Source organism: Hungatella hominis (assembly GCF_014288005.1).
Lineage (GTDB): Bacteria > Bacillota > Clostridia > Lachnospirales > Lachnospiraceae > Hungatella > Hungatella effluvii.
Map to the genome: position 1 here is coordinate 386,233 of NZ_JACOPB010000001.1, position 22,753 is coordinate 408,985.

Here is a 22,753-nt window from a genome sequence, read left to right on the forward strand (position 1 = left end):
AAATAATAAAAGTTACAGTTTGCTGCGGAATGCAGTAAAGTGTGTGAAATGGAGTGATAAAGATGAAGAGGGGAAGATCGAGGAGACGCCGCCGTCAGGCAAGGCTGGTGATGTACGGTGGAACGGTCATTTTACTGGCTGCGGTTCTTGGAACGGCAGGTCTGGCTGTTGGGCGGAGAACCGGTGGCAGAAGGCCGGAATCCGCAGTGGAAGAGAGCAGCACGGCTTCTGTGGCGGAACATCTGGCAGGGACGGTAACGGCTTACGAAAGCACAGTCGTCGAGGGGATTGATATTACCGGAAAGAGCCGGAGCGACGCCGAGAAGCTTCTTTTGGAGAAGACGAAGGGTCTGTCTGTGGTCTGGCAGGATGGGACCGTGACAGCGGAGGAGGAAACCGGCGGAGCAGTCAGGAGAATTCTGGATGAGATTTACGGAAACGGGCAGATGAAAACCGGAACATTCGGTTTCGACATGGATTCTCTGGAGGAGTCCTTCCGTGCGCTGGCTAAGGAGCTTGCCGGTAAATGGAACCGTGCGGCGGCCGATTCCCAGCTGGTCTCCTTTGATAAGGAAACAGGCGTCTATACCTATTCGGAGGCGAAATCTGGAAGAACGCTGAATGAAGATGCGCTGGTACAGGGCCTGATGGAGGCGGTAAAAGCTGGAAATTATGCTGCGGTGGAACCGGAATTTTCGGAGAACTCCCCGAAACGCAGCGCGGCGCAGGCAAAGGAGCAGTATCAGGTTATTGGAAGCTTTACGACTAAGACGACAAGCAACAAAAACCGGAATGAGAATATTCGTCTGGCGGTGGAAGCGATCGACGGCAGGATTCTGAAGCCGGGTGAGGAATTTTCTTTTAATCTCGCCACAGGAAACAGGACGAAGGAGAAAGGATACCAGCCTGCCGGCGCATACCGGAACGGTGTGTTGATTGAAGAACCGGGCGGCGGTGTGTGTCAGGTGTCTACCACACTTTATAATGCCATTGTGAGTTCGGGGCTTTCGGCGACGGAACGCCATTCCCACAGCTTTACTCCGAGTTACATACAGCCGGGAGAGGATGCTATGGTAAGCTTTGACGGCTATGCCGGGCCGGACCTTAAGTTTGTAAATTCAGAGCCGACAACGGTGGCAGTCCGTGCCTCTCTGAAGGATAACACACTGAAGATATCCATAGTCGGCCTTCCAATTCTGGAAGATGGCGTGAAGGTGACCATGCGTTCCGAAAAGGTAAGGGACGTAGAACCACCGGCGCCGGTGTACGAAGTCAATGACGGGCTTCCGGCAGGTACGGAGAAGGTTGTGGATCAGGGGCAGAAAGGCGGAGTCTGGAAGACCTTCCGCGTAGTGACCAAAGACGGCAATGTCTTGGAAGAGACTCCGCTTCACAATACGACATACCGTGGAAAGGCATCGGTAATTCAAAAGAACGAGAACGCGGCAGAAACCGGTGAGTCTTCGGCAGAGGCGGGAGAAAACGAGAGCGCGGCCGGCGGACAGACGCAGGGGATTGCAGGGCAGGAGACGGCGCAGCAGCAGGCAGTTCCCCAGCAGACACCGGCAGCGGGCGCAGATGCAGACGCAGTCGTGGTACCGGCTTTTCCAGGTACATGAATTAAGATATATTGAAAATAAACAATAGAATAAAACCATTAAATGTCATTTGGAATAAGAAAAGCCTTTTATAGACTGATCTTATCCCGAATGGCATTTTTTTGTTTCCTTTGCTGAAAGTTATCTTGATTTGGTTATAAGATTTTACTAATCAGACAAATATGCGTATAATAATTATTGTTATAATAAAAAATAATGCGCAATATAAATAAAAATATAATATTAAATTAATATATATTGACATATTCTACAAAATATAGTATTTTATTATTATAAAAATAATAATTAAGAGGAGGAAGCAAAATGAAAAAAAGTATTTTTATGATCTCGATGATATTAATACTTTGTCTTACAGCATGTGGACAGCAGAGGGATGTTCCAAAAGAGAGTGGCACTACAAGTGAAACTGCAAAATCAGGTAAACTGAATGTATTGTTCATGTCGGGTGTTTATGCAGATTCAGCACGATCCATGACAGATGAGTTCAAAGAAAAAACAGGGTTCGACGTAGAAGTTAATGATGTTCCGTTTGCCTCATTCCATGAAACTGCCATGCTGGACTTTGCCAGTCAGGCGGGAAGCTACGATGTCGTTGCGGTAAATTTATCATGGCTGGGAGAATTTGCTCCTCATCTTGAACCTTTAGATGACCGGGTAAAGGAGAGCGGCATGGAGGTAGATAAGTTTATACCCAGTGTCTACGATGCCTGTAAATGGAATGATGTGCTGTACGGCTTTCCGAAGGCACCGACACCAAACATGATGGCATATCGCACGGATCTGATTGATACGCCGCCAAAGACATACGAAGAGTATATGCAGATGGCGGATAAATTCAATGATCCGGACAATGGAATGTACGGGATCTCCATACCGGGAAAGAAAGAACAGTATGCGGTTCTCTACCTTGTACGTTCATGGGCCATGGGAGCAGACGTTGCGGACAAGGACTGGAACGTTGTGGTAAACGGTGAAGTCGGACGCAGTGCCATGGAGCAGTTGGGAGAAGTTACGAAATATTCCGATCCGGCTGGTTTGTCATGGGGACTGGAGGAATCCATCAATGCCTTTCTTCAGGGAAAAGCAGCATTCTGTGAGGCATGGCCGACTTTGGGAATCGTACAGGCGGCGGATGATCCGGAAAAATCCAAGATTGTGGATAACTGGGCTATCGCACCATTCCCACAGGAAAAGACAGGAATCAACCAGATGAGTATCTGGTGTGTGGCTGTTTCCAAGTATTCAAAGAATAAAGATGCGGCATTCCAGTGGATCAGGGAATACTCCAGTCTGGAAAAGCAGGAAAAGTTTTTCGATGAATTCGGAATTTTACCTTCTTACACAAGTTTCTGGGAAAAGGATGAAGTGAAGAATTCCAAGATGGGCCCACTGGGAGAGGGGCTAAAGACGAGTCTTCCCAAGTGGCGCATCCCTGTATCGGCAGAACTGGATTCTATTATGGCAAATGCAGTCAGCTCTTATATGTCGAAGCAGATGACACTGGATCAGGCAATGGAATTTTTCGATTCCGAACTGAACCGTGCAATTAAGAATAATCCACCGCCTGCTGACAGCAAAAATGACAATGCGATCGCGATAGAAGAAGCTTTGAAATAAGGGCGTGGGGGGAGCGCAGCGGTTGCCGGTGCCTCCCCTTTTTGCTTTACGATCGGAGGAACCTATGAGAAAAGAGGAGAAAAAGAAGAGGATATCGGAGGACCAGCTGACGACATGGCTGTTTTTAATGCCGGCGCTAATCATTGTGCTGGTGGCAGTGATTATCCCTCTCTGTAATTCGTTTGTGCTGAGCTTTGAAAAAGTAAGAATTAATGTTCCGGGATTCATACCTCAGTTTGTAGGGCTGGAGAACTACCTGCGTATGCTTGATGATCCGGTTTTTATCCGCAGTGTCCAGAATACAGCCCTTTTTGCCTTTGCGTCAGTTCCTGTGGAGCTGGTACTTGGCATGATGCTGGCGATGATGCTGTCCGGGGATGGGACGGGCGCACGTATCATGCGGTCGATTATGCTGATTCCGATGATTATGGCCCCGGTAGCGGCCGGAACCATGTGGAGAATGATGCTGGACAAAAATACAGGTATTATTAATTATCTGCTGACGTGTATCGGCATGCCCGCAGTTGACTGGCTCGGTAATCCGAAGCTGGCTATATTTTCCGTTATCATGGTGGATGTCTGGAGAATGACTCCGTGGTTTGCCCTGCTTCTGATTTCGGGGATCAAATCGATTCCCGGCGATACCATAGAAGCTGCTCTCGTGGACGGGGCCACGAAGTGGAAATGTTTCCGTTATGTAATCCTGCCCCAGCTTTACAGGGTTCTGACACTGGTGCTGATGCTGCGCGTCATAGATGCTTTTAAGGTTTTCGATATTGTCTTTGTTATGACGGGGGGAGGCCCGGGAATGGCGACTGAGATGCTTCCGAGCTATATCTACGCCCAGGGACTGCGCTATTTCGATGCAGGATATGCGGCGGCGCTGGCCCTTGTCTTCATCGCAGCCATGGCAGTTCTTTCATCTGTATTTGTATTCTTAAGATCCAGGGTTCGGGATGAGTAAAGGAGGAAATCATGAGACGGAAAGAAAATGACAGAATCAGCAGTACGATCACAGACTTTCTCGGAAAGCCAACGAAATGGATTTTTATTACCCTGTTTGCAGTATCTGTGATTCTGCCTCTGTATTGGCTTGCTACAAATGCCATAAAAGTGGAGGCAGATTATCTCGCAAGCCCTCCGGTTATCATACCGACGCGGATAACGACAGAAAATTTTATAAAGATCTTTGTAAATGACGGCGTGGGAAAGGGATTGTACAATTCGGCTGTTATCACAGCTGTGTCAACCTTTTTGGCTGCATCCTTCGGAAGTCTGGCGGCCTACGCGCTGACAAAAGGAAAACTGGGAAAAAGGACGCGGAGTATCTTTGCCGGCTGGTTTCTTTTACAGAAGATGTATCCGGCGGTGGCAACGGCGATACCGATCTATCTGGTTATGCGCAGCCTGCATCTGATTGATACAAAGACGGCCATGATTATATTAAATACCAGCTTTAATTTTCCTATGGTAATCTGGCTGATGATGGGATTCTTTCAGGAGGTGCCGGAAAGTATCGAAGAATCTGGGAAAATTGATGGATGCAGCATGGCGCAGCGATTTTTCTATCTTGTGCTTCCGATCGTGAAACCGGGGCTAGTGGCTTCCGCAATCCTTACATTTGTCAGTACCTGGAATGAATTTTTATTCGCTGTAATTCTGAGTGTCAGAAATGCGAAGACGCTGCCGGTTATTATATCCGGTTTTATTACGGACCGTGGACTGGAATGGGGGCCGATGGCTGCTACCGGTGTAGTAATTATCATACCGGTCTTTATCATTGTATGGCTACTGCAGAAGGATTTTGTGCAGGGGATGACGATGGGAGCAGTAAAGGGATAGAGCATAATAGCATTATCCGGGAAGGAGGAACAGGATTGCAGAAAACAGGGGTTTTAGCGGAAGAGGCGACAGTCTGGTATGAGATCGTAAGAAATTGTCTTCTTAACGACATTTTGGGCTTTTGGAAGGAGAGGACTGCGGATCAGGAACATGGGGGGTATATAACTTCCTTCGACCGTGAGGGAAACTGTACCGGAAAAGAGAAAAATATCTGGCTTCAGGCCAGACAGGTCTGGATGTTTGCAACAATATACAGTAATGTGGAAAAAGATCCGGCCTGGCTCAATCTGGCAAAGACAGGAAGAGATTATCTGATATCCCATGCATACGCAGGAAACGGGAGATGGTATTATCTGCTTGATGAGAATGGGACCGTTCAGCAGGGTGCCATATCCCTGTTTACAGATATGTTCGTTTTAATGGCACTCAGCGCATACGCCGCGGCCTCAGATTCGACGGAGGATGAGAACGTAATCCGAGAGACATTTGACAGGCTGGATCAGAATATACGAAATGAGGACTGCCGTGACACATTTCCTCAGAAATACAAGGCGGGAGCAGTCAGTCATGGGAGATATATGATCTGCCTGAATTCTGTGGCTTGTGCACGGGGATATTTAGATGGAGATAAGGCGGATGCGTTGATTCGTTTCTGTATGGACAGAATTTTCGGCGTGCTGGGGCATGGTGATGATGGGACCATTCATGAGATGAGAACGCTTCAGGGCGGATATATCGACAGCGAGGATGGACATCGGATTAATCCGGGACATATTTTTGAATCCATGTGGTTTGTTCTGGAACAGGCTGAACGAGTCGGACGGCCGGAATATGCGGAGCGTGCGCTTCATACGATTTCAGTTACGTATCAGAGAAGCCATGACGAAAAATTCGGCGGGATTCTTCACATGCTAAGCGATAATGGAACCGACGAACAGTATAAAGACTGGAATGCGGCTCGTCAGTTAAAATGGGATGAAAAGGTCTGGTGGACACAGGCGGAGGCGCTGTGTGCATTGCTGACGTCTGCTGACAGAACCGGTGACAGCGCAGCATGGGAAGAATTTAAAACCCTCTTTCTCTGGTGCAGGGAGCACTTCTTTGATCCGGATTATGGGGAGTGGTATGCGGTATTAAACCGGGATGGATCACCTCGAATGAAGCTCAAGGGCGGAATTCAAAAGGCAGCATTTCATATACCAAGAGCGTTGTACCAGTGCAGCTGTATACTGAAAAAATATGTAGCGGAAACGGGAGATTGTGATGCGCAGACCTAATATAGTATTTATTTTAGCCGATGATATGGGGTTCTGGACACTGGGAAGTGCGGGCAACAGGGACGCAGTTACGCCGAACCTGGATGATATGGCGCGAAATGGCTGTACTGCGGAAAACTTCTTCTGTTCCTCGCCGGTGTGCTCGCCGGCCAGAGCAACCCTTCTGACAGGAAGGATGCCGTCTATGCATGGTATTCTGGACTGGATCTTACAGGGGAACATGGAAAATGAGGGAGAGAAGCCTATTGAATATCTGGAAGAGTTTAAAGGGTATACAGATTATCTGAGTGAAGCCGGATATGTCTGCGGGGTAAGCGGAAAATGGCATCTGGGAGACAGTGAAAAAAGGCAGAAGGGGTTCTCGCACTGGTATGTACATCAGTCAGGAGGCGGTAACTATTATGATGCCCCCATGATACGGGAGGGGAAAAGAGTCCGTGAACCGGGGTATGTTACCGAACTGATTACCCAGGATGCAGTCCGGTTCCTGCGGGAGCGGGAGGGGAAAGACGAACCGTTTTATTTGAGCGTTAATTTTACTGCACCCCACACGCCCTGGATTCATAATCATCCGCAGAAGTATCTGGATTTGTACCGTGACTGCGCATTTACCAGTTGTCCGGTGGAAAAACGCCACCCATGGCAGATCGATTTTTCCGAGTTCAATTATGACAGGAAGGAAATGCTGAAGGGGTATTTTGCGGCAACCTCCGCTCTGGACTTGGGGGTAGGTGAGATCAGAGAAGAACTGAGGCGGCTGAATCTGGACCGCGATACTCTGATTCTGTTTTCCAGCGATAACGGATTTAACTGCGGCCATCATGGAATATGGGGAAAGGGAAATGGAACCTCCCCTTTTAACATGTACGATACTTCGGTAAAGGTGCCGTTTATAGCATGTATGCCGGGAAAGATCCGGCCGGGAATACGTTTAAAGGGACTATACAGCGCTTACGATTTCTTTCCAACGATCATGGAGATTGCGGGACTGGCGTATAAAGAAAAGGATCTTCCGGGAAAAAGCTTTGCAAAAGCCATTTTTACGGGAGAAGAACGGGAGATCAATGACTGTGTGGTTGTCTACAGCGAATATGGCGCAGTCCGGATGGTTCGCCAAAGGGAGTGGAAATATATCCGCAGGTATCCGGAAGGCCCGGATGAGCTCTACAATCTTAAAACTGATCCGGGGGAAATGCTCAACATGATTGACAAGGCGGCTCCTGAATTGATAGAATTATTAAATAAACGTCTGGAAAGCTGGTTTTCGGAATATGCAAGACCGGAGACAGACGGACGGCAGGCGAACGTGACAGGAGCCGGACAGAACAAGAGGCATACTGCAAAAGGATTTGAACCTGGTTCTTTTCAGATGGGATACGAAACGCTGCCGGTCCGACAGGCATAGAGCGCAGGAGCATTTGTGCGGCGCCGGAAAGAGGGACTATGACTGAACTTAGTGCAAAGGAAGAGAAAATTTTATGGTACATCTATGCGATGAAGCATGTATCAAGAAAGAGTCTGTTGGAGTTGAGTCATTACAAGGCGCCTACCCTTTACCGGGTGATAGAGGCCCTGGTGCAGAATGGATACGCAGAGGTATCCGGCAGTGAGGAATACGGGAGCAAAGGAAGGCCCGGTGAGCTTTTGTCCATGAACAGCAGGCATGCTTATGTGTTTTCAATCTGTATATTGCGGGAAACATTTTACTGTGCGGTAGTGGATTTCAGTAATGATATACTTACAATGGAGGAGCACAGACTGATTCCGGGCATGACGCCGGAGCAGCTGGCAGATATTGCCAGACAGGATTTTTCAGAAGCCTGTGAACGGCTGGGACTGGCGGAGGACTTGTTTTTAGAGATTGGTCTCTCCGCTGTCGGTCCCCTCGACTATGCGAACGGGCAGATGCTGAGGCCGTTATATTTTTTAGCCGGAGAATGGAAAAATATTCCAATTGTGAAGGTGCTACAGACCAGATTTAACCGGAAGGTCTACTTGGACTGCAACGCGAGGGCGGCACTTATGGGAAATTATCTTCCCAATTACTTTGAAAGACATCAGAATGTGGTTTATGTGACAGTCGGAAATGGAATCGGCTCAGGATTAGTTATCAACCGGAAACTAATGCTGAACCACAATATCATACTGGATGGATTCGCTCACATGACGATTGACATGGATGGCCGCAAATGCACCTGCGGAGAATATGGCTGCGTGGAAGCTTACGTATCGGTTCCGGCAATCCTGGCTCAGTGTGTGGAAGAGATGAGACTGGGCATCGACAGCAGCATGAAAAGTCAGATGGATCATCTGACACTTCAGGATTTACAGAGAGCAGTGAGGACAAAAGACGCCCTGGCTGTTATCCAGATCAATAAGGCGGCGAATATTTTTGCAAAATGTATATTGAATTATCTTCGGATGGTTGAACTGGAGGCCGTTGTGTTGGGGGGGAGTTTAATTGAGGCGGTTCCAGAGTTTTATGACAGGGTAGAGCAGTATGCCAGAGAGCGGAATTCGTCTGTTATGTTTTACCGTTCCACAGAAAAAGAGAAGAATATTTTAAGGGGAATCGCGTCTGAAATTGTAATGAGATATATTTTCGGAGAATAAATATGAGGTTTTACATGAAAGGGGAACACGCATGAGAAAAGTTTTTCAATCATAAGAATATCCATATCGTATACGACTTCCGCAGATAAACATGTTCATGAGTTTCAGGTGGCATCTTTGATTGATAATCCAATCGAATAGTATGGAATGCTGGCATAGGAGGAAAATCCTGTGCCAGTTTTTTTGAGTTGGAATTTTACTGTAGGGAACTGGCGAGGGATATCAGCGGTGTTTCTGTTTTATCTATAAGGTTACGCCAATCATACAAAATGGTAACAGTTCAGACGGCGGAAAAAAATAAAGAAGGGTATTGACAATAAATTGTGCAAGGAATATAATAATCGACATAGAGTACACGTGTACGCAAATAAAAAGTGCATATACAAAAACCTCGATTACAAATAACAGAAATAAATTTAATGAAATATAACCAAATAAATGAATGAGTATTTGGGAAAATTAACGAATGCCGGTGAAGGAAGAGAAAGGAGAGGGCAAAAAAATACCCTGAGAGTTTATCGGTCTGCCGCGAAACATACGGATAAACAGTCAGGATACCTTATTCAGTACCATTCTAAATGATTTAAGTAAAAAAGTAAAGGTTTCTTTTCATTAAAATTTATATATTACAGTTGTTAAACAACCATATTTCAGGAGGTTCTATATGAAAAGAAGATTTGTTGCTGCGATGCTGGCCGGAGTCATGGCGTGTTCACTGGCAGGATGCAATACGAAGTCACCGATGGCAGGAAAAGAAGAGACGACAACGGCCGCCGATACCCAGGCAGGCTCGGATACCCAGGCTGCTTTAGCAGAAGGAGAGACAGATAAGCAGGCGGAAGCCGCAGGCCCGATCACCATTCAGTTCTGGAATGCATTTACAGGAACGGACGGCGATGTGCTGAGGGAGATTGTGGACCGCTATAATAAAGAGAATACCAGAGGAATTACGATTGAGATGGATATCATGCCGGCCAGCAGCTTAGAGGAAAAACTTCCGGCAGCCATCGCTTCCAAGACAGCGCCCGCCCTTATTATCAGAGGTAATTTTGATACGGCAACTTATACGGATAATGGAATTTTGACGCCGCTTGATGATTTCTTCGAACAGACCGGAGTGGATGCCTCGAATTTCAGTGATGCATCTCTTCAGGCGCTTCAGTATTTTCCGCCGAACGAAGGTGAGGGGGACTCTCCGCGTCAGAAGGTACAGATGATGATTCCGATGCAGGTTCATTCCACGTTCCTTTACTGGAATAAAGACCTGTTTGAAGCGGCGGGACTTGATCCTGAGACACCGCCGGCAACATGGGAAGAGGCGGCCGAGTATGCGCTGAAGATCTCTGATCCGTCCAGAAAGCTTTATGGAATCGGTTTCCCAATCAGCGGCGCGCCCTGCTATTTTGATGCAATGTTCAAGTCCAACGGAGGTGACGTCTTCTCTGCAGACGGTAAGAGTTCTGTTCTGGACAGCCCTGAGAACTTAAAGACCCTTCAGTATATTCAGAATCTCGTCAATCAGGGGGCTGCGCCGGTTGGATCTACAGGAGCCGATACGGATAACTTAATGCTTGCCGGACAGATGGGAATCTACTGCGGCGGTCCATGGCTGATCAGCGGACTGAAGGAAGCGGAGATCAATTTTGGTGTTACGGGAATGCCCGCAGGGGACAAGGAAGCTGCCGGTGTCATCGAGGTCCAGGGCTTTGGAGTCACCTCCACGGCCAGTGAAGAAGAAAAGGCGGCGGCTTACGACTTTATCGCCTACTGGAATTCAGACACGACTTGTAAAGAGTGGTCCCTGCGCAACGGCTATCCGCCATATTTAAAGTCTCTGGCAGAGGATGCAGACATCAAAGCGGATGCAACAGTCAATGCGCTGTCCTCTATCTCTGAGTTTGGATTTTCCTTTGCACCGGGAATTAAATCTGTAAAACAGGTCAATAACGACATTTTATTCCCCATGATCGAAAATGTAGTGGCCGGCAACGACCCGCAGGAGGAACTGAGCAAGGCGTCGGAGAGCATCAACAAGCTGCTTTCTGAGTAGACAGCAGTACATAGAGGTGATTTCATTGAATAATATAAAAACCAGAAAGTCCCCTTCACGTTCATTCGACAGAAAATACTGGAATAAACCGGATCGGGTAGCATATTTATTTATGCTGCCCTCCATCCTGGTACTGTTCGTATTTGCGATTATTCCGCTGATGGCATGTCTCGTAATCAGTCTGTTTGACATGAATATCTTCTTTACGGACACCAGTTTTACAGGGGCCCACAACTTTATCACGGCATTTCAGGATACACGGTTCTGGAACGCACTGCTGAACACGGTTATATTCGTCCTGTTTGAAGTGCCTCTTCAGATTGTGATCGGACTTTTGACGGCCAATGCGCTGGTAAAGACCAGCCTCTTTAACAAGGCGGCCAGATCCATCTTCTTCCTGCCGGTAGTCTGCTCCATGGCGGCGGTAGGCATTATCTGGTCCATTCTTTTAGATACCAATATCGGATTCATACCGTACTTACTGGAACAGATCGGTATTCATAACGCCACCTTTTTCCGAAATGCGAAGACGGCCATGCCGACCGTGATCGCCATGACGGTGTGGAAAAATTTCGGCTACACCATGTCCATTCTGGTAGTGGGAATCCAGGGGATATCCCAGAGCTACTATGAGGCGTCGGAGATCGATGGGGCAGGGAAGACGGCACAGTTCTTTAAGATTACACTGCCGCTTTTGAAGCCCACGCTGGGGTTCTGCCTTATTACCAATACCATCGGCTCTCTTCAGGTGTTTGACCAGGTGTACGTCACGACACAGGGCGGTCCGCAGTTTAAGACCGAGACGCTGGTACAGTATATTTATAAAACCGGTTTTAATCAGCCCTACAATCTGGGATACGCCTGCGCCCTTTCTGTGCTTCTGCTGGTGGTGATACTGGCTGTCTCCCTTCCGATGTACAAGAACATGTTTATTAACCAGAATTAGGAGGCCGGGGATGAACGAAAAGAAGAGAAGACGTGTGACACTTTTAAGTGTGGTTAAGATCGTATTTACGGTGTTCCTGATTGTGATTGTCCTGTTTCCGCTTATCTGGATGGCAGTTGGGTCCTTTAAACTGGAAAAGGAGATCCTGGGATATCCGCCCACTGTTTTTGGAACGAAATATACACTGAAGTCCTTCCAGAGGATTTTTAGGACAATCCCTATGGCATCATATATTAAAAATACCGTGATATTTGCAGGTGGTTCAACGATTCTGGCAGTGCTGTTTGACTCATTAACGGGCTATGCGTTCGCGCGGCTGGATTTTAAGGGGAAAGATATCCTGTTCATGCTGGTGCTGCTTACCATGATGGTACCATTCCAGGTTATGATGATTCCGCTGTTTCTGGAATCGAATCTGCTGGGGCTTTTGGACACCTACGGCGGACTGATTCTGCCGAAGGCCACCTCGGCATTCGGCATCTTTATGATGCGGTCCTACTTCGCGGCTCTTCCGAAGGATCTGGAGGAAGCGGCAAGAGTGGACGGCATGAGCGAATTCGGTATATTTGCAAAGATTATGTTCCCGCTGGTAATACCGGGAGTACTGACTCTGGCTATTTTCCATCTGATGCAGAACTGGAATGATTTGCTGTATCCGTTAATGATGACCAGCAGCACGAGGATGAGGACGCTCTCCGCAGGACTTGCCCTTTTCGTGGGAGAACACGCGACCACTTATTATGGACCGCAGCTGGCCGGTGCTCTTCTGTCGGTGCTGCCGCTGCTCGTCATTTATATCTTTTTCCAGAAATATTTTATCGCCAGTGTCGCGACCAGCGGAATGAAGGACTAGCACTGCTAAGCTGCTGAAACAGAGGAGAGAAAAAAACAATGCAGAAAGCCAGAATTACGATCAATCGAGAGTTTAAAAAGGGTTCCGTTGATGACCGGATCTATGGAAGCTTTGTGGAACATATGGGCCGGGTGGTCTATTCCGGAATCTATGAGCCGGACCACCCGCTGGCTGATGAGGATGGATTCCGAAAGGATGTGCTGGAGGCGGTTAGAAACGCCGGCATTACCACCATCCGGTATCCGGGCGGTAATTTCGTCTCCTGCTATAACTGGGAAGACGGAATCGGCCCGAAGGAGGAGCGGCCGCGCAGGCCGGAACTGGCCTGGAAGGCGGTCGAGACGAATGAGTTCGGAACCGATGAATTTATGAAATGGTGTGAAAAGGCCGGGGTGTCACCGATGCTGGCGGTCAATCTGGGAACCGGCAGTATCCGGGAAGCGTTGCATTACCTGGAATACTGTAATTTTAAGGAGGGCACCACTTACAGCGAAAAGCGGAAAAGGAACGGGCGGGAAGAACCGTACCGGGTCCGCACCTGGTGTCTCGGCAATGAGATGGACGGGGAATGGCAGCTGGGCCACAAAGGCGCTTCTGAATATGGAAGGCTGGTGAGAGAGACCGCCAAGGCCATGAAGATCCTGGATCCCGGTGTGGAACTGGTTTCCTGCGGAAGCTCCTTAAATACCATGGCCACATTCCCGGAATGGGAGGCGCAGTCGCTGGATGAGACGTATGAGTATGTGGATTACATATCCCTGCATCAGTATTTTGACGGCCATGAAAAGCCTGTGGAAAGCTTCCTGGCACAGGCGGATGAGATGAGTGATTACATCCGGACGGTGACATCAGTCTGTGATTATATCAAAGCGAAAAAACGCTCTTCCAGACAGCTTTCTATCAGTTTTGATGAATGGGGCGTGTGGACCAGGGCGTCAAAGGAGACGGTAAGAGAGTGCGACGAGAGGCCCTGGCAGAAGGCAATGCCGATCAGCGAGATGGTTTACAGCTTTCAGGACGCTCTGCTCTTTGGAGGAATGCTTCTGGCAATCCTGAAACATGCGGACCGCGTCAAGATCGCGTGCCAGTCCCTTTTGACTAATGTCAGCGCGATGATCATGACGGAAAAGGGCGGCGGGGTGTGGCTGCAGCCGATCTATTATCCATTTGCGGATACTGCCGCCTACGGTCACGGCAACGTCATGGACTGCCGCGTAACCTCAGACTCAGTTTATTATGAGAAGAAAGAAATCCCACTTCTGGATACGGCCGCGGTGGAGAACGGAGATGAGATGGTTGTATTTATGATCAACCGTTCTCCTTCGGAGGAGATGGAGGTGTCACTGGATTTACAGGGATATGAGGCGGTAGCTGTGCTGGAGCACCGCGTTCTTGCTTCGGACGATCCGGAAGCCGTGAATTCACCGGGCCATCAGCCAGTGAGACCGGAACAAAAGGATGACGCTGCCATAAAAGACGGAAAAGTTGCGGTTGTGCTTGACAGGCTGTCATGGAATGTGTTACGAATAAAAGTTAAGTGACAGCTGCCGGAACAGGTACAGAGAATTCCGGCGCAAGTCAAAAACCCCGCTGCAAGCAACGGGGCATTTGACCCTCGCGGCAGTCGCCAAATGGACGCGCCAGCGTGTCCTTTTGGCTCGTTGCTTGCGGGAATAATGAAGAAACCGGAGGCATGGTGCAAAATGGGTGTTACGACGAATGATATAGCGAGAATCTGTCAGGTTTCGAGAACAACCGTGATCCGGGCCCTGAACAATCAGGGAAGGATCAGCAAAGAGACGAAAGACAGGATCGTGAAGACAGCGGAAGAACTGGGATATCGGCCGGATCTTCTGGCAAGAGGACTGGTAAAGGGAAAGACGATGTATATCGGCGTCGTGGTATTTGATGTCAAGAACCAGTATTTTGCCCAGATGTTAAGCGCAATCGAGACGGAGGCCCAGACAAGAGGCTACTGTGTAAACATCACGCTCCATGGAAAGAACAGGGAAAAAGAGGTGGATCTAATCCGAAAGCTGGTGGATTACCACGTGGATGGCCTGATTCTTTCCCCGGTAAATAAAGGAGAACATTTTAATAAGTTTCTGAAAAGTCTGGACACACCGCTCATCGTCATTGGAAACAAGGTTTCGGATGAGATTCCGTTTGTGGGAATTGATGAGCGGAGGGCGGCAAGGGAAGCGACGGATAAGATTCTGGATTCCGGCTATGAGCGGGTGGTGTTTGTCTGCCCGCCTCTGGGCGAGTCTAAGGAAGGGAACAACTATACTCATGAGCAGCGTCTGGAGGGCTTTCGGGATGCGATAGGGAGCCGGTTCACGGGGGCGCAGATCATAAGCTCGGAATCGTACGGGGAGGAAGCGGCTTCCATTCTGGAAGAGGGAGGCGGCAGGACTGCATTTTTCTGTTCCGGCGATATCTATGCGATGGATATTATGAAGTATTTGAAGGCCCGCGGCAAACGGGCGCCGAAGGACTACGGAATCATGGGTTTTGATGATATTGAGCTTCTGGAATACTTATCTCCGCGCCTGTCCACCATCTATAATTCGGTGGAGGAAGTGGCGAAAAGGGCAGTGGAGCTTCTGTTCGACGAGATGGAAGGCCGGGAAATTGCCATGGAAACCTATGAGCGCTACCGCCTTGTCCAGGGAGAGACTCTGTAAACAGAGAGGACAGACATGGACAGAGATCATTATGCATCAACGGAATACAATATTCCGCTGATTGAAAACAGGGCCGATCCGTACATCTGTAAGCATGAAGATGGTACGTATTACTTTACCGCGTCGGTCCCTGAATATGACAGGATTATACTGAGAAAAGCCGCGACCATATCCGGTTTAAAATGCGCGGAGGAAAAGACACTTTGGGTCAGACACGACAGCGGACCGATGAGCTGTCACATATGGGCGCCTGAAATTCATTATATATCCGGCGCCTGGTACATTTATTTTGCTGCCGGAGAGAAGGACGATATCTGGAAAATCCGCCCTTATGTGCTGGTAAACAGGGGAGACCCGATGGAAGATGAGTGGGAGGAACTGGGACAGATGAAGGCGGCGGAAACCCCGGAGCCTGACAAATTCTCATTTCAGGATTTTTCCCTTGATATGACGGTATTTCCGTACCGGGAAAAATGGTACTGCGTTTGGGCGGAAAAGGTGAATATAGGCAAAAAGATATCCAATTTATACATCGCTGAGATGGAGGCGCCGGACCGGCTTTTGACGGCGCAGGTGCTCTTAAGCGCCCCCGATTACGACTGGGAGCGCCGCGGATTCTGGGTGAATGAAGGGGCGGCTGTCTTAGAGAGAGACGGCAGGCTGTTTCTGACGTATTCGGCCAGCTCGACGGGTGCCGATTACTGCATGGGAATGCTGCGCTTACGGAGAGGAGGAAACCCCCTCGATCCGGCTGACTGGTCAAAATCCAGAGAACCGGTGGTGAAGACCGATGTGGAAAAGGGGATATTTGGCCCCGGCCACAATTCCTTCGTGAAATCTGAGGACGGTCTCACGGATATTATGGTATTCCATGCCAGGCAGTATGACGAGATTCTGGGCGATCCTCTGTATGATGAGAATCGGCATGCCTACACACTTCCCGTGGAGTGGGATGAAAATGAGGAGCCGGTGTTTCATTTTAGGAAGAACCGGCGCCCCAATATTTTGATGATGGTAGTGGACCATCAGGCATTTTACGGTCATTCCAGGGTGAAGACGCCGTATTTTGACCGGCTGAAGGCGGAGGGAGTATTCTTTGAACACGCCTACTGCTCCTCGCCTCTCAGTATGCCTTCCAGAAAAACGATGATGACGGGGCTGTATCCCCACCATCACGGCCAGACGGACAATTCCTTTGAAACGCCCTGGGACAGCCACGAAACGTATGTGGATGTCCTTAAGGAAGCCGGATACCGGAATTATTACTTTGGAAAATGGCACGCCTGCGCCGGAAAACCGTCGGATCTGGGCTGCCTTGGGGTGTCCTACCCGGATTATTCCAATCCATACCATCAGCCGGAGTACGAAGAGTACCGGAAGCGGAAAGAACTTCCGCCGGCCAGAATGCGCGTGGAAATGAATATGTGCGAGAAGGGCTGGATTGATGATGTGAAGGAGGGAGATCTCTATGATTTCCCGGGGGATCTCACGAATGAGGCGCTCTCCGGCATCCTGGAGGGACCGAAAGAGTGCCATGAGGCGTACTATGTCGCGGATATGGCCTGCCGCCAGCTGGAGGAGCTGAAACGGGAGGAGGCTCCGTTCATGATGCGGGTGGATTTCTGGGGACCGCACCAGCCGTACAGCCCGACAGAAGAATTTGCGGCGCTCTATCCGCCGGAATCCATAGAAGAATATCCGAGTTTTTTCGATGATCTGGCCGGAAAGCCAAGATCCTACCTGTTCGATACGGGAAGGGAAACGAGCCGTGACAGAGAGCTGATCCGGCCGAATCCCATGGAATGGTCCCGATGGCAGATGCTCCTTTCCAGATGCTACGGCCAGATCACTATGGTGGACGAGGCTGTGGGAAGCGTGATTGAGAAGCTGCGGGAGCTTCAGATGGATGAGAATACGCTGATTATCTGGACCGCGGATCACGGTGATGCCCTGGCCTGCCACGGCGGCCATTTTGACAAAGCCTTTTATTTGCCGGAGGAGGTGCTGCGGATTCCGCTTGCGATGGCCTGCCCCGGCGTGCTCCCAAAGAACCGGATCTGCAGGGAGCTGGTAACCAACTGTGATTTGGCTCCTACTATCGTGAGCGCTGCGGGAAGCGCCTTCCGCTCACCCGTGGATGGAGAGGATATATTACGGCTGTTCACGGAGCAGAGGCCGGGCTGGAGGACAGCGCTCCTGGCCGAGACCTACGGACACCTTGCGCCGTGGAGGGCGGAAGCAGTCGTATGGCAGCAGTATAAATATGTGGATAATCATGGGGATGCGGAGGAACTTTACGATCTGGAGGCCGACCCGTATGAGCTTCATAATCTGGCTAAGGAGAAAGAATATCAGGCCTTGCTTATGAAGATGCGCATGAAGCGGATGGAACTGAAGCCGCACATCTATAAGATATAGTCGCACTCTGTGAAATGATCAAGCGTTGATTGAAACAAAGTTGAAATGCCGGAAATGGCCGAGAGGCTGACTTTCCGGCATTTTTCTTTGCCGGGGGGAGAGAAGTGAGGGATCTTAAGGTACTGCGGCCCCGGATTTTCCGGTTCATTCTAAAATTTACGAAGTCTGTTTACACACCGGATAATCCAGTGTATAATTAAAAAATGCTCTTACGAATGTAATAACAGGGCGTGTATACATAATTGAGGGGAACAAAGCATGAAACGTTTTTTGAAGAAATTACTCTGCTGGACACTGATCAGCAACTGTTTTCTCATGACTGCCTACGCTGCTCCGGCATGGCCGGCCGGACCAGATATACAGGCGGAGGCAGGAGTCGTCATCGACATGGATTCCGGCGCCATTTTAGGTGGAAAAGCGTATGATACGCCATACCCGCCAGCCAGTATTACGAAGCTTCTTACGGCTCTTCTGGTGATGGAGCACAGCAAACTCGACGATGTGGTGACATTTTCAAGCAGCGCGATCAATAACGTGGAGTCCGACAGCGGTAATAAGCTGAATGTGGCAGAAGGAGACAAGCTGTCCGTGGAGGACTGCCTCTATTCCTTGCTGGTTCATTCCTGTAATCAGGCGGCTAACGCGCTGGCAGAGCATGTGGCCGGGTCTCAGGAAGCGTTCGTGAAGATGATGAACGACAAGGCCGCGGCGCTGGGATGCAAGGACAGCCATTTCGATAATCCCTCCGGCCTCAACGGAGACACACAGTACGTGACGGCCAGAGACATGGCGGCGATCTCCAGAGCGGCATTTGCAGAGCCGGATATTATCAGAATCAGCGCGGCGCTGACACATACGTTTCCGCCTACGATCAACAATCCGGATGGCCTGACGATTTATGCGGAGAATAAGCTGATCCTGAATACGAATGACTCTTCAAGCCAGTACTATTATCCGCCGGTGAAGGGCGGCAAGACGGGATACCTCTTAAAAGCCGGCAACACGCTGGTTACCTATGCGGAGAAGGACGGGAAGCGTATGATTTCCGTGATTCTGAAGGGGAGTCCCGGACAGTATTATCTGGACAGCAAGGCGCTTCTGGAATATGGATTTGCGCATTTTACCAATTTTAATGTAGCGGAAAACGAAACTGCCTATACCGAAGGCGAGACAGCCGTGGAGGTGGCCGGAAAAAGTTATCTGCCGGCGGATCTTAAGATCGATCCGTCCGGAGCGGTGACACTCCCGGAGGGCGCGGTATTTGCAGATACGGAGCACACGCTGACAACCGATTTTCCGGACGAGCATCCGGAGAGAAGCGTGGCGTTTATACAGTATACATACGACGGACGGAAGGTGGGCGGCGCCTATTTGACGCAGAAAGAAGTGCAGGAACCGGTCACGGAGCCGGCAACACAGGAAGAGTCAAAGCCGGAAGCGGATGACAAGAAAGAGGAGGTGAAGAAGAAGTTTTCCATCAATCCCTTTCTGATTATCGCACTGGTGGTGATTGCCGCCGCTGCCGGCGGTGGAGCGTATCTGTCATACTCCAGAAAGAAAGAGGAACAGCAGCGCGCTCTCCGCAGGGAGCAGAGGCGCAGGCGGCTTCGGGAAGAAGGCGTGACGGAAGAGGAATTCGACCGTTTGCTGAAAGAGCGTCTGGGAGACCGTAGTAAAGGGAATAATCGAAAGAAGAGATAGAAAAAAGGCTGTACCGCTCACCCGGGAACCGGGAGACGGTACAGCCTTTTTTTGCTTAATTCCAGCGACTGCCGCGGGAGTTTTTTCAGTGACTAACGATTCCTGGCCACCTGTGTGATATAGTTGCCGGTAAATGCGAGGCCCGCCAGAACCAGAGCGGTTCCCAGCCCTGAGTAAAAGACTGCGATAAAGATATCCGGGCAGAGGCCGGAGGTGCGCAGGCCGATCCCAAAGGTCATCATAAAAGCCATGATGCAGAAGGACTTGCGGTCAAAGAACTTCAGAATGAACTGCATCTCTTCCTCATAGCGTACAATCCGGTCGGTGTGCCTGCGTACCAGTTTGCCAAACACCATAAACCAGAAAAGGAAAAATACTGCTGCGGAAAGGGCCAGATTGATCAGTGTCACATAGCTTTTATAGGAAATGATCCCGATACGCAGAATATTAAAGCCGGCTGCGAGCCAGACAATGCCTGCAAGCAGCAGTAGATAATTTTTTTTGATTTTCATGTGAATACCTCCTTAAATGAACAATGTTCATTATATGCCGGTTTTGGAGATATGTCAAGTGATGGCGGCGCAGTTTTTGAAGGAAAATAAATGTTACATTTTTCTTAACAATAGAAATGATATATTGACTTTAAATCTTACATATGTAATAATTTATAAAAACTCGGTGCAGAATGCGAAGTCTGCGGGAGCAGGTGTGAGATTTGACGGAAATGTGCGTGAAATGTCATCATCAGGAAAAGGTATGAGATCGAAGCTGTAAAGAGAGGAACCATATTATGAGACGTAGAAAAAGTAATCGTGGACTGATGATCGGTGGTATAGCTGCAGGGATCCTGATAGCTGCGGTGATTGTGGCAGGGGGGTTCTGGTTTCGGAGAGGAGGGGAGACGGAGAAGGAGAAGACCCCGGAAGAGCTCCTGATGGAGTACACGGATTATATCAGGACCGGTAACTACGAGGCGATGTATGGAATGCTGAACGAACAGAGCCGGAAGAATATCGGTCTGGAGGACTTTACAGCGAGAAATAAAAACATCTATGAGGGAATCGGCGCCGCCGATATTCGCGTGGAGATCCAGAGTGTGGAGGAACGGACGGAAGGTTTGAAGACGGTCAGCTACCAGACTTCGCTCAACAGCTCCGCCGGCGAGATCAATTTCCTGAATCAGGTTGATTTTATCTGGGAGCAGGCGGCTGAGGACCAGGGAACGAAGAAGAAAAAGGCGGCGGGCGACTATCGGATGATCTGGAATGATCAGGTTATTTTCCCGAATCTGGGCCGCACCGATAAAGTGCGTGTCTCCACCGACCGGTCTGTGAGAGGGGAGGTTCTGGACCGGGACGGCGGTCTGCTTGCCGGAAAAGGGAACGCTTCTCTGGTGGGCCTTGTGCCCGGGAAAATGGCCGGTTATACCGCGGGAACGGAGGGAGAGACTTCCGGCACGAGCCCTGATCTGGAGCGGCTTTCTGAGCTTCTCGGTGTCTCCGTGGAGAGTATAGAGAAGAAGCTGGCGGCAAAATGGGTGAAGGAAGACTCCCTGGTTCCGGTCAAGACGCTGAAAAAGGTAGATGAGTTTGATCTCCAGTCAGCGAGTCCAAGAGAGGATAATGTGGAGAATAAGGCGCTCCAGGACGCGCTTCTGGCCATACCGGGCGTGATGATTACCGATACACCGGTGAGATCCTATCCGCTGGGAGAGGCGGCGGCCCATCTGGTGGGATATGTCCAGAATGTGACGGCTGAGGATTTGGAGAAGCATCCGGGCGAGGGATACTTATCGGACAGCGTCATAGGGAGAAGCGGAATCGAAACTTTGTATGAAAAAGAACTGAAGGGACAGAACGGAGAAAAGATTTCGATCGTCACCTCCGAGGGCGCGGAAAAGCTGGTTCTGGCCGCCATACCGCGGGTAGACGGCACCAATATCACGCTGACCATAGACAGCAGCCTTCAGAGGACCATCTACGAGAAGTTCAAAGACGTCAAGAGCTGCACGGTTGCCATGAATCCTTACACGGGGGAGGTCCTGGCACTGGTGAATACGCCGTCGTATGACGACAATGATTTCATACTCGGCATGTCAGAGGAGAAATGGGCCTCGTTAAATGAAGACGAGAGAAAGCCGATGTTTAACCGTTTCCGACAGCGCTTTGCGCCCGGCTCCTCATTTAAGCCGATAACGGGAGTCATCGGGCTTTCCACGGGAGCGCTGACTCCGGGCGAAAGCTTTGGCACGGACCGCGCGGGACTTAGCTGGCAGAAGGATGCCAGCTGGGGAAAGTATCAGGTGACGACGCTCCACGACTACAGCCCGGTCAATCTGGAAAATGCCTATATTTACTCCGACAACATTTACTTTGCGAAAGCCGCGCTGAAGATCGGGTATGACGACTTCATGGCCGGGCTCGACCGCCTGGGCTTCAATCAGGATCTGCCCTTCGAGATATCCGTTTCCCAGTCCCAGTATTCCAACACGGAACGGATCGAGACGGAAATCCAGCTGGCGGACAGCGGATACGGTCAGGGGCAGGTGCTGATGAATCCGATTCACCTGGCGGCCCTTTATACCATGTTCCCCAACCGGGGCGATGTCATAAAGCCATACATTACGTACAGGAAGGAGCCGGCATCGGAAGTATGGCTGAAGGGTGCCTGTACTCCTGAGATTGCGGAAACAATCGATACCGCGCTGAAAAAGGTAATCAGCTCGGAACACGGAACCGGCCACGCCGCGATGCGGGGGGATATTACGCTGGCAGGCAAGACGGGAACGGCCGAGATAAAAGCGTCGAAAGGAGATATCTCCGGAACGGAGCTGGGCTGGTTTGCAGTCTATACGGCCGACGGCCCGAACCGCACGCCGATACTCATGGTCAGTATGGTGGAGGATGTCAAGAATGCCGGAGGAAGCGGGCTGGTAGTGAGAAAGGCGAAGGCCGTGCTGGATTCTTATATTCCGCCGGTGCAGTAGTGAACTTACCGGATCCATGGTAGAAATTTCCTTGTAATGATGTACCACTGAATTTGACAGATACACACGGATATAGTAGAATTGTGAAGGCATAGCGCGTATTTATCTGTAGTGGATATATGCATTTTAACAAATTCGATTTGA

16 protein-coding genes are annotated in these 22,753 nt (G+C 49.7%); 15 read left to right on the top strand and 1 reads right to left on the bottom strand.

The features are described from left to right. The first annotated feature begins 62 nt into the window (after window positions 1-62). The 14 genes from H8S75_RS01780 to H8S75_RS01845 all read left to right on the top strand — a co-directional run bounded on the left by H8S75_RS01780 (window position 63) and on the right by H8S75_RS01845 (window position 19,623). Window positions 63-1,619, top strand: a complete 1,557-nt coding sequence (locus H8S75_RS01780) for a VanW family protein (protein ID WP_187018885.1) — start codon at window positions 63-65, stop codon at window positions 1,617-1,619. 303 nt (window positions 1,620-1,922) lie between these two features. Further along, window positions 1,923-3,236: an ABC transporter substrate-binding protein gene (locus tag H8S75_RS01785; protein ID WP_187018887.1), complete on the top strand. Its 1,314-nt coding sequence runs from the start codon at window positions 1,923-1,925 to the stop codon at window positions 3,234-3,236. A gap of 64 nt (window positions 3,237-3,300) precedes the next feature. Then, window positions 3,301-4,200, top strand: coding sequence for a carbohydrate ABC transporter permease (locus tag H8S75_RS01790; RefSeq protein ID WP_110322141.1), 900 nt, complete (start codon window positions 3,301-3,303; stop codon window positions 4,198-4,200). An 11-nt stretch (window positions 4,201-4,211) separates the two neighbouring features. Then, entirely contained in the window at window positions 4,212-5,078 is an 867-nt protein-coding gene (locus H8S75_RS01795; protein WP_187018889.1) for a carbohydrate ABC transporter permease, read from the top strand. Between the two features lie 35 nt (window positions 5,079-5,113). Then, entirely contained in the window at window positions 5,114-6,355 is a 1,242-nt protein-coding gene (locus H8S75_RS01800; RefSeq protein WP_187018891.1) for an AGE family epimerase/isomerase, read from the top strand. Next, window positions 6,342-7,760: a sulfatase family protein gene (locus H8S75_RS01805; RefSeq protein WP_187018893.1), complete on the top strand. Its 1,419-nt coding sequence runs from the start codon at window positions 6,342-6,344 to the stop codon at window positions 7,758-7,760. The genes H8S75_RS01800 and H8S75_RS01805 overlap by 14 nt, the downstream gene beginning before the upstream one ends. A 38-nt stretch (window positions 7,761-7,798) precedes the next feature. Continuing rightward, window positions 7,799-8,968, top strand: coding sequence for an ROK family protein (locus H8S75_RS01810; protein ID WP_187018895.1), 1,170 nt, complete (start codon window positions 7,799-7,801; stop codon window positions 8,966-8,968). 664 nt (window positions 8,969-9,632) lie between these two features. Continuing rightward, entirely contained in the window at window positions 9,633-11,018 is a 1,386-nt protein-coding gene (locus H8S75_RS01815) for an ABC transporter substrate-binding protein (RefSeq protein ID WP_187018897.1), read from the top strand. A gap of 16 nt (window positions 11,019-11,034) precedes the next feature. Continuing rightward, window positions 11,035-11,964 (top strand): carbohydrate ABC transporter permease, encoded by a 930-nt coding sequence (locus tag H8S75_RS01820; protein WP_349768845.1) that lies wholly within the window; start codon window positions 11,035-11,037, stop codon window positions 11,962-11,964. A gap of 10 nt (window positions 11,965-11,974) precedes the next feature. Further along, complete coding sequence (locus H8S75_RS01825) at window positions 11,975-12,817, top strand: carbohydrate ABC transporter permease (protein WP_187018902.1); 843 nt, start codon at window positions 11,975-11,977, stop codon at window positions 12,815-12,817. A 38-nt stretch (window positions 12,818-12,855) separates the two neighbouring features. Next, window positions 12,856-14,358: an arabinosylfuranosidase ArfA gene (arfA, locus tag H8S75_RS01830; protein ID WP_187018904.1), complete on the top strand. Its 1,503-nt coding sequence runs from the start codon at window positions 12,856-12,858 to the stop codon at window positions 14,356-14,358. Window positions 14,359-14,520: 162 nt separating this feature from the next. Beyond that, window positions 14,521-15,504: a LacI family DNA-binding transcriptional regulator gene (locus H8S75_RS01835; RefSeq protein ID WP_187018906.1), complete on the top strand. Its 984-nt coding sequence runs from the start codon at window positions 14,521-14,523 to the stop codon at window positions 15,502-15,504. Between the two features lie 15 nt (window positions 15,505-15,519). Continuing rightward, window positions 15,520-17,922, top strand: a complete 2,403-nt coding sequence (locus H8S75_RS33245; RefSeq protein WP_187018907.1) for a family 43 glycosylhydrolase — start codon at window positions 15,520-15,522, stop codon at window positions 17,920-17,922. 258 nt (window positions 17,923-18,180) lie between these two features. Then, a complete protein-coding gene (locus tag H8S75_RS01845; protein ID WP_187018909.1) occupies window positions 18,181-19,623 on the top strand; it encodes a D-alanyl-D-alanine carboxypeptidase family protein in 1,443 nt (480 codons plus the stop codon). A 92-nt stretch (window positions 19,624-19,715) separates the two neighbouring features. Here H8S75_RS01845 and H8S75_RS01850 read toward each other — a convergent pair whose 3' ends face one another. Continuing rightward, window positions 19,716-20,135, bottom strand: coding sequence for a hypothetical protein (locus tag H8S75_RS01850; RefSeq protein WP_187018911.1), 420 nt, complete (start codon window positions 20,133-20,135; stop codon window positions 19,716-19,718). Window positions 20,136-20,413: 278 nt separating this feature from the next. On the opposite strand from H8S75_RS01850, the gene H8S75_RS01855 reads away from it, so the two are divergent. Continuing rightward, entirely contained in the window at window positions 20,414-22,609 is a 2,196-nt protein-coding gene (locus H8S75_RS01855) for a penicillin-binding transpeptidase domain-containing protein (protein ID WP_187018913.1), read from the top strand. Window positions 22,610-22,753: the final 144 nt, after the last annotated feature.